General features: G+C 52.9%; 11 protein-coding genes. 3 read left to right on the top strand and 8 right to left on the bottom strand.

What is annotated here, in order from left to right; genetic code table 11:
* Positions 1–60: 60 nt before the first annotated feature.
* Complete coding sequence (locus tag AB1L42_RS01930) at positions 61–621, bottom strand: hypothetical protein (RefSeq protein WP_367050586.1); 561 nt, start codon at positions 619–621, stop codon at positions 61–63.
* A 160-nt stretch (positions 622–781) separates the two neighbouring features.
* Complete coding sequence (gene tsaB, locus AB1L42_RS01925) at positions 782–1,474, bottom strand: tRNA (adenosine(37)-N6)-threonylcarbamoyltransferase complex dimerization subunit type 1 TsaB (protein WP_367050584.1); 693 nt, start codon at positions 1,472–1,474, stop codon at positions 782–784.
* A 250-nt stretch (positions 1,475–1,724) separates the two neighbouring features.
* Between tsaB and AB1L42_RS01920 the strand changes: the two genes are divergently transcribed.
* On the top strand, positions 1,725–3,026 hold the full coding sequence (locus tag AB1L42_RS01920; protein ID WP_367050582.1) for an NAD(P)/FAD-dependent oxidoreductase: 1,302 nt from the start codon (positions 1,725–1,727) through the stop codon (positions 3,024–3,026).
* A gap of 76 nt (positions 3,027–3,102) precedes the next feature.
* Here the strand turns inward: AB1L42_RS01920 and AB1L42_RS01915 are convergent, their stop codons facing one another.
* The 6 genes from AB1L42_RS01915 to AB1L42_RS01890 all read right to left on the bottom strand — a co-directional run bounded on the left by AB1L42_RS01915 (position 3,103) and on the right by AB1L42_RS01890 (position 15,587).
* Complete coding sequence (locus AB1L42_RS01915; RefSeq protein WP_367050580.1) at positions 3,103–7,248, bottom strand: c-type cytochrome; 4,146 nt, start codon at positions 7,246–7,248, stop codon at positions 3,103–3,105.
* Positions 7,249–7,331: 83 nt separating this feature from the next.
* The gene (locus AB1L42_RS01910) at positions 7,332–8,936 is read right to left on the bottom strand and encodes an amidophosphoribosyltransferase (RefSeq protein WP_367050578.1); all 1,605 of its coding nucleotides are present in this window, start codon (positions 8,934–8,936) and stop codon (positions 7,332–7,334) included.
* A gap of 143 nt (positions 8,937–9,079) precedes the next feature.
* Positions 9,080–11,998: a PQQ-dependent sugar dehydrogenase gene (locus AB1L42_RS01905; RefSeq protein WP_367050575.1), complete on the bottom strand. Its 2,919-nt coding sequence runs from the start codon at positions 11,996–11,998 to the stop codon at positions 9,080–9,082.
* Positions 11,999–12,176: 178 nt separating this feature from the next.
* Positions 12,177–13,907, bottom strand: a complete 1,731-nt coding sequence (locus AB1L42_RS01900) for an SMP-30/gluconolactonase/LRE family protein (protein WP_367050573.1) — start codon at positions 13,905–13,907, stop codon at positions 12,177–12,179.
* Between the two features lie 259 nt (positions 13,908–14,166).
* A complete protein-coding gene (locus AB1L42_RS01895) occupies positions 14,167–14,469 on the bottom strand; it encodes a Dabb family protein (protein WP_367050571.1) in 303 nt (100 codons plus the stop codon).
* 404 nt (positions 14,470–14,873) lie between these two features.
* The gene (locus AB1L42_RS01890; RefSeq protein ID WP_367050569.1) at positions 14,874–15,587 is read right to left on the bottom strand and encodes a CvpA family protein; all 714 of its coding nucleotides are present in this window, start codon (positions 15,585–15,587) and stop codon (positions 14,874–14,876) included.
* Positions 15,588–15,996: 409 nt separating this feature from the next.
* On the opposite strand from AB1L42_RS01890, the gene AB1L42_RS01885 reads away from it, so the two are divergent.
* Complete coding sequence (locus AB1L42_RS01885) at positions 15,997–16,806, top strand: HAD-IIB family hydrolase (protein WP_367050567.1); 810 nt, start codon at positions 15,997–15,999, stop codon at positions 16,804–16,806.
* Between the two features lie 57 nt (positions 16,807–16,863).
* Positions 16,864–18,081: a glycosyl transferase gene (locus AB1L42_RS01880; RefSeq protein ID WP_367050565.1), complete on the top strand. Its 1,218-nt coding sequence runs from the start codon at positions 16,864–16,866 to the stop codon at positions 18,079–18,081.
* Positions 18,082–18,093: the final 12 nt, after the last annotated feature.

Genomic DNA, 18,093 nt, shown 5'->3' with positions numbered 1-18,093 from the left:
TCTGTGAGATTGAAGCTTCGTAATTGTTTTCGTCGAGTGCTGCGAAGCGATAAGAACGGTCTATTCGAAGAACCAGATCATTCCACAGAATCCGGCGACGACCAGCATGATAAAGAGAACCTGCAGTGCGGTGGTGGCGAATCGGATCAGCGGTGATCTTGTGTCTTCAATTTTGTTCGCTGAAGAATTACGAACCGGTTGTCGGGTGACTTCGATGTCCTCGATCGGAATCCAGGCTCGCTTGGGCATTGCGGTGCGCGGGACGAATTTTAGGAATTCAACGCGGTATTCGAAGGCTTCGTCTTTTTGTCCGTCGATCTGAAGTGCAGGTTCCTGCTCCCTCTTGACGATTCGACCTTCCACGATTGATCCGGCGAGCTCAGGAATCAGCAAGTCCAGCAGGACTCGATCCTGTTCAATCGACCGATACGACTTGATCACCGCCCCGGTGTTCGAGAGGTCGATCGTCCAAATTCGTTGCGGAGGGCACACTGGTGCGAATCCTTTGTCGGGCAGCGAATAGATTGCTCCCGTCGTCCGAAAGTTCGTCGTCAGCTCGCGCCGCTTTTCGACAATGTCACTCCATGCCGAAAGTTTTTCCGAGGCCGATGCGCTCGCCATTGCTGAGATCATTGTGTTGTTCCAATCTTAGTCATACGTGTCTGATTGGAACTTAGGTTCAAAAGAGTTTTGATTGATCGAGCAATTTTTAATTTTCGCGAACAACCTGACCAGACCGTGCGGATGTTTCGGATATGTGGAGTTTTCGAAACGCAGTATTCTACTTTTCTGCGAGTTTTTTCTCGTCAGCTTTTTCTTCAGCAGCGCTCCTACGCAAGTAGGTCGGTTTCAGGGTCCAGCAGTCGTCAACGTCCTGATTGTTAAGACGCTGAACGCCAATACCTGCGATGAGTCGAGCTTGTGGAAGATGGATGCTTTCCGGGGCCGAACGACAGCTCTGAAACAGCGGATGTGTCTTTTCGATTCCCGGTCCGGTCAGTAAATCACTTGATTTGAGGCGTTCTCTGAGTGTGTGGGCTTCGACAATGTGTGGTTTTTGAAGAGTTTCTACGGTTAAACTGTCATGGATGCGATAAGCACCTGCGAACACATCTCCGCGGAGTGCATCGTCGATCACCCAGACTGTGGAGTCTTTCTCCTGTGTCGCAAGAGCGATGGCGGCGAACGTATCGATCCCGACAACCGGGATTTTCAGAGAGTATGCCAGTGTTTTTGCGCATACCACTCCAACCCGAAGGCCAGTAAAACTGCCCGGTCCAAGACTGACAGCAACTCCATCAATTTGATTGATTGAGAGAGAATGATCGGAAACGAGTTGTCCGATTTCTGGAATCAGCGTGCGGGCATGACGACGTCCCGTCGCAGCTAATTCGCATTCTCCAAGCAGATTTCCGTCTCTCAACAGAGAGATGCTGCCCGATCGACCGGACGTCTCGATTCCGAGAACGATCATCGCAGTCTCCTCAAATCGGTGAATTCTTGATCAAGAGATCTTGTTGGGCAGTTGGGCATGTCGTTGTAGAATATGGGAAAGAGAGACTTTGCAGTGAACTCAGTCGACAGAATTACGGTTCTGGATCACAATCACAATTGTCGTCACCCGAAAATCTCACCAATGGCGACATTCCATTTTACCCACCACTATTGATTGCTCACTGAATTTGATCCTGACCATCCTCCTCAGTACGAGTGCATAAGATTCCATGATTCAATCATCCTACGCACCTGATCACAGCTACTCCCCTGACCTTGCTTCGAGTTACGATGTCGTCGTCATTGGAGCTGGACCTGCTGGCTCGACCGTCGCTGCGCTGGTGGCTTCAGAAGGACATTCCGTTCTCGTCCTCGAGCGCTCGACAATTCCCCGTTTTCACGTGGGTGAGTCGCTCATTCCTGAAACTTACTGGCCGCTCAAGCGACTCGGACTGATCGACACGCTGAAAGCGAGTGCCTTTCCGAAGAAGTTCAGCGTTCAGTTTGTTTCTGATGGATGGAAAGAATCTGCGCCGTTTTACTTCGATGAAAACGATCCCCATGAGAGTTCGCAGACCTGGCAGGTCGAACGGGCTGATTTCGACAAAATGCTTGTCGATAATGCTGTTGAACGTGGTGCGACCGTGCGGACACGTGCTCAAGTGCTCGAAGTTCTCTTCGAAGAGGAACGAGCAACGGGCGTGAAGGTGAAGTTGAGCTCCGAGAACGGTGAAAGCGAGACGCGTGAAATCCGATCGAAGGTTGTCGTCGATTGTTCTGGAAACTCGGCGTTCTTATCAAACCGTTTGAAGCTTCGCATTCCTGATCCGTACCTGCGAAAAGGAACTGTCTGGTCATACTTCAAGGGTGCCCTCCGTGATCCAGGGAAGGATGAAGGGGCGACTCTGATCATGCAGACGGAAGATAAGAAGAGTTGGTTCTGGTACATCCCGCTGCGAGAAGATGTTGTCAGCGTTGGGTGCACTGGCTCGATGGGATACATGTTCTCCAAAGGCAGCACACCCGAAGAGACATTTCAGCGAGAGCTTGACCGGTGTCCAGCGATGGCGAAGCGTCTGGAGCCGTCTGAACGCTGTCTCGATTTCTTCACGACCAAGGATTACTCGTATCGGTCATCGCAAGCTGCCGGAGAAGGCTGGGTACTGTGTGGCGATGCCTTCGGGTTCATCGACCCGGTTTATTCCTCTGGGGTCTTTCTGGCACTCAAGGGAGGCGAGTATGTTGCCGATTCGGTGAACGAAGCACTCCAGAACGGAGATCTGACGGGCGATACGCTCGGACGTTGGCGAGCAGAGTATTCCGCGGGGATCGACAACTTCCGAAAACTGGTCTACGCGTTTTACGCCCCGGATTTCAGTTTCGCTTCGTTCATGAAGGAACATCCGCAATACAAGCCGAACGTTGTCTCAATTCTGATTGGCGACGTCTTCCGTCCAGAAGTGGCAGAGATCTTCACCGCTATGGGCGAAGTCTTCCCTCCAACAGAAGAAAACGCCGACGTGGCTCGCTGAACCGGTCGATTGTTATTGGATCAGACTTCAAACTGAAACTGATCCAGCAAGTGATACTAACGCCGAGGACTGTTGCTCAGTCTTCGGCGTTTTCGTTTGTGTCTGCCACAAGCTTGTTGATGGTGTAGGCTGCGAATGACGGGAAGAGTTCCTCGCTGTTGTCGTCTCTCTCGTCGAAGTCAACGTTCAGCTCGTAGACGAATTCCGGTCGCAGATCGGAGATGCTCAACGTCACAACTGTGCGGTCATCAGACAGTTCAATTCCGTCGATCGGTGGAGTGTAACGTCCTGAATCTTCAGTCGCGTAAGAGCCTTGCCAAACGCGTGTGTATCCGGACAGTGAATAGGCGTCTTTCGACGTTGCGGAAACAGGATTAACAGGGGCGATGAATTCGATCTCGAATCCCTTGCTAGTTAGACGCAGCTCACGGATTCCGTTACCCCGCTGCTCGGTCGGAGTCAACTGAACGATCTCCCCAACGTTGGGGCCGCCGAGCCATCCGGAATCGAAAATGCTTCCGACATAAATTGTGCCATCTTCGTCGGCATATCCACAGATCGGACCGAGAAAGGTGTCGAGTTCTGTGCTCCAGGTTGCTTTCGAAAACGGATAACAGGCCCCTTGGAGTTCTCCATCGACTTCCTGAGTAGTGAATCGAATCAGGAACTTGCTGTTGTATTCGCATCCCAGACCATGTCCGGCGAACGGGCTGCCGATGTCTTCAGGGAGAAAGAAGATGCCGTTCACGCTGCGTGTCCAGGGATGCGGTACCTGAATAGTTGCTCTTCTGGGGTTATCGACTCCAGCCAGATCGCTTCGAGCCGGAACTCCGTAAGCACCCCCTTCGACGATGTGATTGATCTCGTTGAAGGTGTTTTGGACCCCTTGCTGGTCGCTGGCAAACAGACGCCCCTGACCGTCGAAAGCAACCCCGATTGGATACCGCAATTCGCTGGCGAAGCGTTCTTTTGTGCCATCGGAGCCAGCCCGAATGATAGAGCCTCTCCACTTGCTGAAATTCGGATCGCGCTCCGGTTGGGAGTAGTCGCTTCCGGTGGCGACGAAGAGTTCTCCGTTCGTCCCTCGCACAGGACCGGTGACCCAGTCGTGGTAGTTGTCGGTATGTCCCCATCCGTCAGTGATGATCTCGCGAATATCAGCTCGGCCGTCGCCGTTCGTATCGATGAGACGCAGCAACTCCGGTTTGTGGACGACGAGTAAGTCATTTCCATCAGCCAGCACACCGAAGGCAGCGGAGAGACCCTCCTCGACTAATCTCACTTGATCTTCGAGGCGATCCTGATCCGTATCGGTGATTCGCCAGACATCTCCCTTGAGAGAGGCGACGACGAGGTGGCCTTGAGCGTCTCGACCGATCGCCGTCGGCATCATGGATGTTGTGACCGGTAATCGTTTTCCTGAATACCCCGGAACAGTGGTGACCGGAGCCGTTGAAGCCAGGACCTCCGGTCGATCGGGATATCCGATCAATTGAACTTCTCGCGGAGTGCTGTAATTGACTTTCAGCGGAACTCCGGGCTGCATGACAAAAACGTTTCCTTCCGATGAGCTCACTTGCCGAACGGATTCGTCAGTAACACCAATTGATGCGTCGAATCTCAAGTCGAGATCGTTCTGAATCAATAGGCCCAACTGATATCCATCGGGTGTTTCACCGGCGGAGATTTCACGAGTCAAACCAACAACGCCGGACTCTTCTGTCGGTTGCAATCTCTCTTCGACGCGAATCACGAATGGAGCATCGTTGAAGAGAAAGTTGAGATCGTAGACGAGACGAACCCCTGCACCGTCAGTTTCGTACTGCACGAGATGTGCGAGACGATCGGGGTCTACTCGCTCGAATTGTTTGATCGATTCGTTCTTCTGATCGACGAGGACAAAATCGGGGACGCTTTTCCAACCGGGCGTGAACGAGGTGCCGGCCATGTCCCAGTACCAGCTTTTCCCTTCGGTTCGCTGTCGTGCGAAGTCGCCGAATCGCCAGTCTCGAATTTCTGCGCGGTCGAGATCAAAGAGAATGCTGTGATGATTCGGGAATCCGACTGCGAACGCGCGAGGGACCGGCTCAAAATCAGCATTCTCTTTGCTGTATTCTTTGGGAAGAGTGAAGACATCGCGAATGATGCGCGGAGCGGATTCACTGGCCACTTGCCAAAGCTGTTCGACCTGCGCCGGGTTTGAAGGCGGTTCGAAATCTGAATCAGTGACAGCTTTCCAAAGCGCGGTCAATTGGGTTTCCACGTGACCGTCAAGCACTCCTGGGACAGGCTTGGTGTAAGATGGCATCTCCATTCCCGGAATCACCCGCAGCGGAGCGCGTGTCCAACGGAGGTAATATTCCGGACGCAGTCGAGAACCGATCGCTGAGAGATCTGATCCACGTGTACCGATCGCAGTGTTCTTGGGAACGTAGTCGTCAATCTGATGGCAGGCGATGCAGCTGAATCCCCCTGCCCCGACAAGGTTTCTTCCGGTCAGGAGCAACTCTTCGCGGTCGAGCTCAACATCGTCCATCTGAGATGCTCCTCCTTCAGGAACACGGTCGTGTTCGATGAGGAGGGTTTTGAGTGCGTCGAGGTGTTCGGGCGAATGATTGAATTGAGGCATTCTGACCATCAGCCAGTCTGCGCGGATGCGATCCTGTTTGCCTGAGAGAGCGGTGTCGAGCACATCATCTCGCAGCTTGTCGCCGATGGCGTTAAGGCTGGGCGGAATGATTTCTTGAGTGCGACCCACGAGTTGAGGAAACGTCGTCGCGATGTCGTTTGCAATGGAACGAATTCCGGAGACGGAACCTCGCGAGTGACATGCGAGACATTGGCTGCGGTTGAGAACCTGTTGCCCCAGGTGGAATTTTGACTCTGGCGATCCCGACAATGTCGACATCGATTCGACCAATGCACGAATTGGCTCGATGTCGAGAGTCTTATAATGCGGCCGATGACGCTGCGGATCTGCGGGAAGTGCAAGACACGATTTTTCCCAATCAATGTCTGGAGAACTCAATGCAATGGCTGGAGTCGCCGAGGGTTCGATGGCTGGGATCTTGTGACAATTGCTGCATTGAAGCTTCAGAACGAGTTCACGGCCACGGTCGGCTTGCTCTGATGTGGGGCGTGGGTTGGGAGTTCCGAACTTCGATTTGGAGTCTTTTCCGAGAGAAGAAAGATAATCGGCCAGCGCTCCGCGTTCGGACCGGCTGAGCTGAAAGATTGGCATTCGGTGTTGAGGATTGAGTCTGTCCGGAACTGCAAGCCACGTGGCGATCCAGTCCTTCGAACGCTTGTTTCCGATGTTTGTCAGCGACCCACCCGAATACGAATTCGCTGTCCCGAGCCCATCTTTCTCGTGGCAGGCTAGGCAGCCCAAAGAATGGAAGAGTTGCGCTCCGTCAGGCTTTCCCTTTTTGTATTCCACTTTCGGAGATGTCATCAGATCGAAGGGCGCTTCGAGGCGATGCAGATAAGCCGCGATGTCTTCTGCCTGATCCTGAGTTAGACCGAAGTCAGGCATTTTGTCGTGCTTGGCTTCCGGGTGTGTTCCAAGAAGCTTGTTGACGATCCATTCTGGATTGGTCCCGGATACACTTCCCCAGAGTGCAGGAGCGGCGAAAGCTTCGTCGAGTGTTTCCGAGTTGCGATGGCAGTTCGCACAGCGAAAGGCGTCGAACAGTTCTGCACCGAGTTGCTGGTGACGTGCGTCCGAGCTGTCTTCCTCGTGAAACAAGAGATGTGCGGGAATCGGCTCGACCGCAAATTCTTCGCTCGCCCAAAAGAGTTTGAGTTCTGCCTGCGCTGCTGTCGGAGTGTATTCGACTTCAAGTTCGCGAAACCCCGGCGAGATTTGGACAGGTTGACCGGAGATCCAAGCGGACTCGGCGGAATTCGCTTCGAGAACGAGTTCGCCATCGACGAGGACGCGAAGTTTTCCGGAAACCTGAGCAGAGAACTGATAAGGAGTGAGAGACCGAATCAGGATTTGGCCTCGCCAAGTGCCCTCCCACGGCATCTCTTCAGTGCGTGAAAACCCGTCGGGGCCGAATCTTCCCCAATCGAATGAAATGTCTTCGAAGACTTGCTGCGTCGATCCGTGTTCGTCTTGAAAGGTCGCAATTAAACCGCGTTGCAGCTCGTCGTCTTGTGCCAGCAGGGGGAGCGAGTTTCCGGTCAACAGAATCAGGGCGAGCAGATAGAGACGCATCTTGAGTCCACTTTCTGAGGCGGGATCTCGGACAGAGAAGAAACTCCCCGAGGGCATCTCTGATCCAAGTTGTCGCGGAAGGTCTAAATTGTCGATGGAGGCAATACCGGGGAGTCGGTTCCCTCGACAAGTCGTCGAGACCCTCCATTCTCGGAGCAGGAACTCTGAACGTTCAGCGAAAGATCGTACAATCGCTGCCCTGCTTCTGTGGGATATTCGCCAGTCAGGCAGGCCTGACAAAGATTTTCAGAGTCTGTGTTCACAGCTTTGGAAATCGACGAGATGGGCAGATAACGCAGTGAATCCGCGTTGAAGTGCCGGGCCATCTCTTCTTCCATTTCACGAGTAATTTCGATGGAGCCATCCGTGAATCGGGGAGCGAAGAGGTCGCCAACGTCGGGCATGTCGATTCCGTAAAAACACGGAGCCATGATTGGCGGACAAGCGACGCGCACATGAACTTCGGCAGCTTTTCCGCGTGTGCGAATTTGTTCGACGAGAACTTTCATCGTTGTTGAACGGACGATTGTGTCGTCGACGAGAAAGACCTTCTTGCCTTCCAGAACTTCGGGCAGCGGGATGTATTTCATCCGTGCTTTGGCATCACGATCTTCGCTTTCGATGAATGTTCGTCCCAGCGCTCGATGACGCATCAACCCTTCGAGGCAAGGGATACTCATTTCGAAGGCCATTCCCTCAGCAGCTGCTTTGGCGGTGTCCGGGACGGGGACGACAATGGCGTTTTCCTTCGATTCTGTTTCCTGTTTGGCGAGTTCTTCACCGAGTGTTTTGCGAGTGAGGTACACGCTTTGACCGTCGAGTCGGCTACAGACGTTGGCGAAGTAAATCCATTCGAAGAAGCAGTGAGATCGCACCGCAGAACGTGAATATTCTTCGACTCGAAGGACTCCGTCTTGAATGGTGACGGCACTCCCCGGTGCAAGATCGCGGATCTCCGAAGTGTCAAACCCGAGGTTGGTGAGGGCCACGCTCTCACTGGCAGCGGCGAAGAATCCGTCCCGGTCTGCGTAACACAACGGGCGAAATCCTTGCGGGTCGCGAGAGACGAACATATCTCCCCGGGCGTTCAAATACGCGATGTTGTATGCCCCATCGAGGCGAATTGAGATCGCTGAGAGCAGATCTCGCATTTTGATGTCAGGACGTACTGAGAGAACCTGACTGATCAGGTGCATCAGTGTTTCGGTATCTGTTTCCCGGGCCAGATGAAAGTCGCCGCCTGAAGTGATTTCGTTACGGAGTTCTGCGTAGTTGGCGAGTTGTCCGTTAAAGCCGAAAGCAAACCATTTCCGTTTTTCGAGATGGGCACGTTCGAATGGCTGGGCGTTGTTCGGGTCGTCTTTTCCGCAGGTTGCATAGCGGACGTGACCGATTGCAGCTGGGCCGGAGTGTCTTTCCATCAAGTCCTGATATTTGTTCTTTCGACTCATTCGAAAGGCTTCAGAGACCAGCCCCAGACGTTTGTGTGTGAGCAGCAGCTCCTTGTCGTCCGGTTTGAAAGTCGTCATCCCGGCGGCGAGTTGACCGCGATTCTGGATGTCCAGCAGCATCCGTGGAACCATGCGTGAGACTTGGTTCTTAGTGTGGCTCGACGAAATGGGGCACTGCTCGGGCTGTCCATACTGGTAGACAGCGACGATGCCGCATTCATGATTCAGCTCAGACATGAAAAGTCGTCCAAAGGCGGGGATGGAGCGGACGTGATTCGAACACCCACAATGTTAATGGCAGAAGAAGTGATTTCCACCGGGTGACCTGGACTCGGGAGCAATTTTGACGAATCGAAACCGATTCGCAGCAACATCCTGAACTAATGAAGCGATTTGAGGTAGTCGACGAGGTCGATTAACTCCTGAGCTGTCATTTCTCTCGTCAGAAGGTCCGGCATCATGGAACGGGGTTGAGTCACCATGACTTCAATTTCGCTTCGTGGGACTCGAATTTCAGCTCCAGTTGCATCTTTCAAAATCAGAGAATCTTTCTCTTCAGAATGGACAACTCCCGAGACAATCTTGCCGGAAACTGTTTCGATCGTTCGCAATGCGTACTTCTGATCGATCTTCTCAGATGGATTCAAGATGCTGGACAGAATTTCTTCCCGGCTGCGGATCTTCCCGAGTGTTGAGAGATCCGGGCCGACTTCTCGTCCGACCATACCCACGGTATGGCAGTTTCGACAGGTGATTCCTTGACCGGAGCGAAACAGTTCTGCTCCTCGTTCCGGATCTCCCTGCTGGGCGAGAATTGCGTCGGAATCGACATGTGCCCCGAGTGTAGCGACTCGTTCTTCCGGAGCAAGAAATCGTTCGTACAATCCTCGAATGTGGGCAGGAGCTACTTGAGCCCATTGACTTGCTGCGCGGGTTCTCTGATCGAAATCTTCAAGGGAAGTGAAGCTGTCGGCGAGGGCCAGATGCTTTGAAGTGGGGAGTTCCTCCGCCTCAGTCACGAGTCGATCGACGGATTCACTCAGACCTTGCTCGATGAGACTCGCTGTGAATTCCAGATCGGAAACGTCTGGTGTGCCAGCTTCTGGGGGCATTGACAAGATCCACTCACGGATCAGGCTAAGCCCTTTCTCGTCCGTCAGTTGTGACCCGAGATGCGGCATATGTCCGCGGCCGACGGTTGCAAGTCGATAGTAAAGGACGGATCGATACGGATTCCCAGAAGCGATGATTTTGGCGCCAGCGATTCCGAAGGTTCCCTGCGTCGGAGCGGTATCTATCAATCGCGTTCTGTCGATCGGCAAATGGAACGGCAATTCAATCGGCGCCGTTCCCCCACCCTCTCGGCGATGGCAGTGCGCACAATTGATCGCTAGATAACTTCTGGCTCGTGTCTCAAGTGGAGCGGAGTCATCGACGGCAGCCATGACTTTCGATCGTTGATTCGCAGGAACGGGACGATCAAAGATACCGAGTCCCACGAGTTCCTCGAGAGTGCTTTCAGTCGGTTCGCTCACGGAATCGAGGTTCGCAAAATCGAACCCGACGGCGTTTCCAGCACGAGGCGTGTGGCAAGTTGCGCATTCAGCTCGGGAGTGAATTCTCCATTCGATCTTCCTGCGATTCTCAGGGGTCTCAGGATTGGTGACATTGAGAGTCAGAAACGAACCTTCAGCTGGAGCTAGAAATGCGTCTGACTCCTGTTCATCCCAAACGTACGAATAGGGATTCCAGTTGAGTCCGTCAAAATGGAGAAGTTGCGTCTCGATCTTTTGCCATCCGACATTCCCGTTCTGCTCCGTGAACTGTTCGAGAGTCTTGGCGAAGACCGTTCCGGACGGAAACTCCCAGCGGTCGCGGTTTTGCTTCCAAGAGATGGAACCCTCACCGGGAATGGCAAACTGATACGTCGCACGTGCACCATCTGCCCACATATGTGTGTTTGGTGAGTACGAAATCACTCCCGGCGCATTGACCAGAATCGGGCTGACAGATTGGTACAGTCCGGTTTGGCTGAGTTGGCGAGGGAAGTCAGAAGATGTGTCCGATTGGGGATTTGGCTTCAAGCGATAAATTCCGCCCGCGTAGTCGAGGACAATCAGTTCTCCACGCTCGTCGATTCCGAAAGTGATGATGGCTAAATTTGACGATGCGAGTTCCTGAATCGATTCAACTTCGTCGCCATCATTCGTGATCCCCCAGATCTTTCCGGTGACGTAGTCTCCGTAGATATAGTGTCCGGCAAGATCAGGAAGTTCCTCTCCGTAGTAGACGAACCCACCAGTCACCGACCGTGCTTCGGTATGCGGATGTTCCACAATCGGAGGCTGAATTTCTCCCGGCCCCTGAACAATGTCGGTGCGAATTGGTTGTGAGCCCTCTTTGATGCTCCAGCCGTAGTTCTCGCCCCGCTCGACGCGAAAGACAAGTTCCCACAGCTCCCAACCGACGTCGCCGCACCAGAGTTCGCCGGTTTCGCGGTCGAAGCTGATCTTCCATGGATTGCGAAATCCAAACGCCCAGACTTCGGGTCGAGCGCCAGGAATATCGAGAAACGGGTTGTCGCCCGGGATGGAATACAGCTTGTCCTCAGTGGGATGATCCACATCGATCCGCATGATGGTGGAGCGTAGATCCTTTAAATCCTGGCCGACGTCTTGAGAGTCTGGAGGAAATGGACCGGAGCCATCACCTGCGGTGACGTACAACATTCGGTCTGGACCGAACTTCAGGCAGGCTCCGTTATGACCTCCGCAAGGCCAGCGAATCAGAACTTCTTCACTGGCCGGATCAATTTGAGGTGTTCCGTTGTTGCGGTTGAGTCGAAAACGCGAGACGAAAGTTCCGTCGGGAGTTGAGTTCGGGAGAACGTAAGACAGAAACAGTTGCTGGTTGGTCTCGTAGTCCGGATGGAATTCGATTCCGTAAGACCGCTCGTGATTCTCGATCGTAGCATGAGCATCATGGACGAGGATGGGTTCATCTTCTGACGACGGATCGAGGCAGAACAGTTTTCCATCAAGTTGAAGAATGAACCATAATCCAGTTCCCGGTTCGACTGCGAAGTCGACCGGGTTCTGAAATTGAATCGACGGGAGGACACGCTCGACCGTGTAAGGAAGCGGAGGTTCGGGTGATCCAATAACGCGAGATGTCGTCCACAGCTCACGGGGTGATTCAGCGTAAAGTGGTTCAACAGTTCCGAAAATGCTCGACGTTAGAATGCCGAACAGGATGAGACAGTGTTGTCCGAAGAATCGACTCGCGAACCGCTCTGACATGCAATGCTCCAATGGAGACCGAGTGAGAGCATGATGCTCTTGGCTGTGCACTCGAATGGAATGAGTCACATGAATGGAATTGAATTGCCTTCTGCAAACTCGCGAGAAGAAACTCGCGAATCGCAGCATCGATCAAATTGAACACGTTGGTGCGAGTGCACCGTAACTTTCGAAAGGTTTAGTCTTTTGAAAGTTGAGCCTGGAAAAACTCGTCCATGTCCTTCGCCATTTCATCGAACCATGGAAGTTGATTCCAGCAGCCATGCTTTCCATCGCTGTAGACTTTCACGTCGGTCCACACTCCGTGTTCCGTTAATTTGTCTCGAGACGGTGCATTGCGTTCCGGATGATCATGTTCGCCAACCATGAACAGGATGGGTGCACTCTGTGAGGTAATCTGCAAATGAGCGTCAGCCAGCTTGTACAGATTCAGGTCTTCATCAATTGTCTTTCCGAGCCACGCATTGCTGTTGGAGACTGCGGGCTGATTTCTCGATCTGTCAGCCACACTGCCTGTCGTCATTTCCATCGGGCCAGCCATGACGATTGCCGCCTGAATCGAAGACGACTGGTCTTCCCACCCACCTTTTTCGGTCAGTTGTGGATTTTGTGATCCGGTGGCCATCAGACCGACGAGATGCCCTCCGGCAGAACCACCGACAGCGCCGATCCGCTCGGGATCGATTCCGAATTGCTTGGCATTTGCTCGCAAAAATCTGACCGCAGCAAAGCAGTCATAAATCGCTGCCGGAAAATGGGCTTCGTCGCCAAGACGATATTCAATGGCAGCCGTGACGTATCCGAGAGTTGCCAGTCGAACGGCGAGAGCACGGAATTTTGACTTGTCTCCCTTGAGCCATCCCCCACCATGAACCACAACAATTGCAGGGAGCGGTCCATCAGCCGTCTTCGGGCGAAACACATCCATCAGCAGCTTGCGAGTTCCATCCTCGCTATAGACGACGTCCAAGTTTGATTCGACGTTATTGGGAATCGCGGTTGATGGTCGATTCTTGGATGGTGGTTGTTTCTTTGGGTCGGAAGGCGGATTAGGAGACCGTCCGCTGACAGTCATGCGTTGCTGGTAAAGGCCGCCGAAACAGGTGATGTAAAGCGATCGCATGTCTGTATCGCCAAACCCGCAATTGATCGGTCGAGTAGGAGTGACGATCTCGTCGAGCTTTTCACCGCTGGGACTCCAGATCCAGACCGAAGTTGGTCCCGCGCAGTAAATGTTCCCTGCGCGGTCAACTGTCAATCCGTCAGCTCCGAGTTCCGGACCGGCGTCCATCCTCGCGAACTCTTTCCCCTGGCCTGTCGCTCCGGGTTTTGTGATGGGATAGGCCCAGATCACTTTGGGTTTGTATGCAGAGACGTAAAGCGTCTTCTCATCGGGCGAGAGAATGAGACCGTTCGGGGTTTCAATATTCTCGACAGCGACGTGTTCGGTTCCATCCGGAGCGATGTAAACAACCTGGCCTTGTCGAGTCAGAGTGACATAACATCCGCCGAAATGATCGACGACGAGGTCGTTGGGTCGTCGGACGGGTTTGTCTGAAGAATCGAGTACGGCAACGGTCCGTTCTTCCTTCCCGTTGAACGCGATGATTTTGGCATTCCCATTGTCCGAGAGGAACAATTCTCCGTTATTGAAATAGCTGGCGCTGAATCGCCCGGTCGCCAGTCCAGAATCGGAGAGACGGGACTGTTTGGGAGACCAACGTTTGAGTATTTCTCCTTTGACGTCCGGAACGAACAGAGTGCTTTGACCGTCCCAGGCGGGGCCGTCACAAAGCTCGAAATCGGTGGTTACCTCTGCTAGTGGAACGGACCGGTCGACCGGTGATTGGGCCTGACAGATCGCGCTGAAAATCAAACAGAGCGGAATCGCACTCAATACGGACTTCATTTCAGGTCCTCTTCGGCAATCAGCCAGACGAATAAATTGTTCGTTGCCACTTCGGTTGTCAGTGCCACTTTGTTTCGTGTGAGGTCGCCAAGTGGGGCTGTTCTCATTGTGGCCGATTTAATGCTTCACAAACCACCACGCGAGCCAGCAGAGCAGCGGAAACACCAAAAACATCATCACCAGTGCAATAATGTTCGCGCGAGGATTGTCAGGCCATCGTGCCATTGACGGGAACTTTCTCAAATCGTTTTCAAGCGTTTCAGCAGTTGGAATCAAAGACGCGAACTTGCTTCCAACTCGCTTTGTTGTCGTCAATGAAGCGGAGATGAGCTTCGGCAACCTGATAGTCGTCGTGAGCCTGCCGAGTATCGAAGACCACGTGCAGAGCGACGTGATACATCCGGTCATTGACAGGTCGGGCGAGTTCATCTTCACACTTGCCCGCAGCGAAGAAGGTCACACCAGGATGATTCTTCAAGTACTTGTTGCACTCCTGAACCATGTGGTCCACGGCACTCTCACTTGGATCATTAAGCGTAAAGTAAACGTTGTGAACGATCATCTGGGATGGTCTTTCGAGTTGTTAGGTATTGTCTCATTCGTCTTGAATGAGGACGTCTTATTATCGGGTGAAAGCCGACTCTGAACTGAGCCGTTGATTCTGAAGTCTTCGGATCGAAATGAGTGATCCTGAAATCACATCACAGCTCGAAGAATTCGCCACACGAATTCCAGTTCGCTGATCCGTCGGGAGTATATCGAAGTAAGGCAGCGATCTCATCAAGTCGGGAACACAAGACTCAGATTTTTCGCGATGTTCTCGGTCGATCGCTTCCCAAAACGCAGGAATGCGGAGAAACCCGATGCAGAGACTTTTGAAGCAGTTGGCGACTGATCAAAGCCACAAACGTAGCATTTTCTCAGAATAAATGAATTTCGGAGAACGTGAGTCGGTGTGAAAACGGTCTAAAAAGAATTGCCAGGTCCACCTGCTGGTGCGGCTCCTCCTCGTTCGTTCGATTGCAAACCGGGGAGTTCGATTCGATTCTTGCCTGTTGTGTACATTTCTCGACGCGCAGCGTAGCGGATCGGGAAAGATGACCAGACACGATTCGTGGAGAGGTCCGAGGGGATCGCTGGATACATCGCACCATCGAAAATTGGAACAGTTCCGTCCGCGTTACGGCGTGAGAGTGAGTGTTCAGAGACGTACTGAGTGAAGGCCAACCATTGACGGTCAGGGGCTGCGATTCCAAAGAGGTTGTTCGCTTCGGGCTGGAATCCCATGAACGATCGTGGAAGCGGGGCGACATGCAGCGACGTCAGCAGAATCGCCATCGTCAGGTAGCCGGTTGCAAATCCAAACGTCCAACGAGCGGGCTCATAGAAAAGGTCGCTGACTTGCGCGTAGGTGGGGAATAACCATTCTCCCAGGAATCGCAAGCCGGTAACCGAAGCAGCGAAAATCCCAAGTAAAGCAATGATGTCCCAGCGGTTCTGCCACTCGTAGGAAGCAAACACGTTTGCCCCGAGGAAGTTTGCGAGTGGCTCGAAAAAGTTCATCGCGATCAGGCCCGACAGTAACACGCTGAGAAAAGTCATGCCCGCACTGACTGGTCCGTCGCTGGCCACGCAAACGGTAACGATCACGATGATGAGCAACAGAGCGAGTGGTATCATAGTGATGAATGTCTAGATCAGATGTCGAATTGGTCTTCACAAGTCGGTACGAGCAAATCGCTGAATGCTCGTTCAAACAAATCATGCAACTGTTCAAGCGACAACAACATGCTCAATTCAGTTGCAACTTCCAAGAGATGCATAAATGTTGATGCCTATTGGAATGGATATTCTCAAAGTGGTCAATCACCCTTGCCTGTTCAGAGTCGAAAGTGCCCGGTTTGTTGTGTTTCGAGAGTTTCGTATCTACTTAGAAGTTGGACATTGAACTTGTGAAATTCGTCCTCATCCGCAAAGGTTTCGGCGTCTCGACGCACTCGCTTTGTGGAATGCCCTCTCCTCGAAATTTCACAGCCCCGGCGTTGATCACCTGCTCACATCATACATGAATGTCATCTCGGACGCTGCCATGAAGTCTCTTCAGAATCTGATCGTGTTCACAGACCTTGATGGCTGTCTGCTCAATAAATCCGATTACAGCTATCAGGATGCCCTGCCCGCTTTGAAACGACTGAAGGAACTGCACGTTCCTCTCGTTCTCTGTTCGAGCAAGACGCAATCGGAAATGAGACCGCTCGCCATCGAACTTGAACTGGAAACTCCCATCACTTGTGAGAACGGCGGAGTCGTCTGCTGGAATGATGATGAGAAAACCGTCCTGGGAGCGGACCGCGCGGAAATTCTCGATGTTCTCACTTCTCTGAAGTCCAAGTACACATTCGAGTCGTTTCGTGATCTTGGGTTGTCGGGAGTGATGAAGGCGACGGATCTTCCTGAAGAAAAAGCGAAGCGGGCACTCAACCGATTCGCGACAGAACCATTGCTGTGGAAGGACTCGATGGAAAAAATCGAGGCATTTCGAAATGAGTTGGAAGGTCGCGGTCTGACGCTCACGCAGGGAGGTCGATTCTGGCATGTGGCTGGTCAGACGACGAAGGGGCTGGCCATGGATAAAGTAGTTCAGCGGTTGACTCCTCCTTCTTCTGGGGAGTGGATCACGGTGGCCATCGGTGACAGTCCCATTGACGAATCCATGCTTGAACGAGCGGCTTATCCACGAGTCATCCCCTGGCCAAGTGGAGAAATCGGGATTCCCCTATCGACCCCTCGATATGTGGTAGCGCCGCTGCCGGGAGCTGCCGGTTGGAGAGCGACAGTCGAGTCTCTTCTGGACGAATTGTCGGAATCTGGCCATGATGGGAGCAGCGTTCGTTCTTAGATCTGTCTGCGTGAGGTGTGGGCGGTCGTAATTTCCTTCTATTTGAGACGTTCGATTATGGCGGATTTTGTCCAGAATGGAGTCATTGGAACTCTTCATAACCTGCGGTCGCGGACCACTGAAGACCTTGAATCTGATCTCCACGAATGGTCATCTCAGACACCGATGGCTCTCGTTCTGCCAAGTCTGTACTCCGAACTCGAAGGTCCTGCGCTTGAGCGAATCATCGATGAACTGACTCAAGCGACGTACGTGAACGAAATTATCATCGGGCTGGATCGCGCGAATGAATCCCAATTCGAACACGCGAAGAAGTTCTTCTCCCGCCTTCCGCAACGTCATGTGATTCTCTGGAACGATGGGCCTCGATTGCGGGAAGTCGATCGCCGCCTCTCGGAACAGGACCTGGCCCCGACGGAGCCCGGGAAGGGACGCAACGTCTGGTATTGCATGGGCTATTTCCTCGCGTCTGGCAAGTCAGAAGCTGTCGCTTTGCATGATTGCGACATCGTCACCTACGAACGCGACATGCTCGCCAGACTCTTCTATCCGGTCGTTCATCCGCAGTTCAATTATGTCTTCTGCAAGGGATACTACTACCGAGCTGCACAGGGCCGATTGAACGGCCGCGTGGTTCGACTGCTCGTGGCTCCGTTGATTCGCGCGATGCAAATTACTCTCGGCGACAACGACTATCTCGATTTCATGGGAAGCTTCCGGTATCCGCTTGCAGGTGAGTTTTCGATGAAAGCGGAAGTGGTTCCGTCTTTGAGAATTCCTTCCGACTGGGGGTTGGAGATTGGAACACTTTCCGAGATGTATCGGAATTATTCCCATCACCGAATCTGTCAGGTCGACATCGCGGATGCTTACGATCACAAACATCAGGATCTCTCCCCGCAAGATGCTGCCAAGGGGCTGAATCGAATGTGCATCGACATTTGCAAAGCACTGATTCGCAAGTTGGCGGTGAACGGAGTCGTTTTCTCTCCGGAACTCTTGCGAACACTGAAAGCTTGTTATTACCGCACCGCTCTTGATCTAGTGGATCATTACTACAACGATGCTGTGATGAGCGGGCTGACGCTGGATCGTCACAGAGAAGAGGCGACGGTCGAACTCTTTGGGCAAGGTTTAATGCAAGCGGGCGAGGCATTCTTGAACAAACCGCATGACGCGCCGTTCATCGCAAGTTGGTCTCGAGCGATCAGCGCCATGCCGGATGTATTTGAAATGATTCTGGATGCCGTCAAAAGCGATCAGGAAACTGCATAGCGATCTACTGGA

This window comes from Thalassoglobus sp. JC818, from assembly GCF_040717535.1.
GTDB lineage: Bacteria > Planctomycetota > Planctomycetia > Planctomycetales > Planctomycetaceae > Thalassoglobus.
The sequence above is the reverse complement of the archived record's forward strand: the minus strand, read 5'-3'. Positions and strand labels throughout refer to the sequence as shown.